The organism is Neisseria sp. P0021.S007, assembly GCF_051956855.1.
Genome location: NZ_JBQCXA010000527.1, coordinates 1 through 692, shown reverse-complemented (window position 1 = coordinate 692; position 692 = coordinate 1). Strand labels below are relative to the sequence as shown.

The 692-nt window shown below is 55.3% G+C and carries 1 protein-coding gene; it reads left to right on the top strand.

Annotated features, from left to right (window positions below; all coding sequences use genetic code 11):
* Positions 1 to 28: 28 nt before the first annotated feature.
* Positions 29 to 692, top strand: a 664-nt coding sequence (locus ACTHUR_RS14405; protein ID WP_440399250.1) for a cytochrome-c peroxidase, incomplete at its 3' end; no start/stop codon positions are given.

Genomic DNA, 692 nt, shown 5'->3' with positions numbered 1-692 from the left:
TAACAAATGCATAACAAAGGAACCTCCTATGCCACGTTTGAAACTCCACCAAATCGTTCTGGCCTTGGCCGTTTCTGCCGCGTTGACCGCCTGCGGTGAGAAAACTGCACAAACTACTGAAACTCCTCAAGCTGCTTCTGCCGCGAGCGCTGCCGATGCCGCCGCAAGCACCGCCGCCGTTTCAGCCCCTCAAAATTCTGCCAATGTTTCTGACGAAGACAAAGCCCTGTTGGAACGCGCGCAAGCTACGTTCAAACCTTTGCCTGACGCAGCCGAAATGCAAAAAGTCCGTCCGTTTACCGAAGAACAGGTCAAACTCGGCCAACAACTTTGGTACGAAAACCGCCTGTCCAAAGGCAACACCGTCAGCTGTAACTCTTGCCACAACTTGGCAACTGCCGGCGTAGACAACATGCCGACCAGCGCGGGCCACAAAAGCCAATTCGGCGGCCGTAACTCCCCAACTGCTCTGAATGCCGCCTTGTTGGGCAGCCAATTCTGGGACGGCCGTGCAGCCGATGTGGAAGAACAAGCCGGCGGCCCATTGCTCAACCCTGTTGAAATGGCCAACGCGACCGAAGCCGATGCCGCCGCAAAAATCGCCGGTATCCCTGAATACCAAGAGAAATTCAAAGCCGCATTCCCTGAAGACGGCGCAGTTTCCTTCAAAAACATCACCACCGCATTGGGCG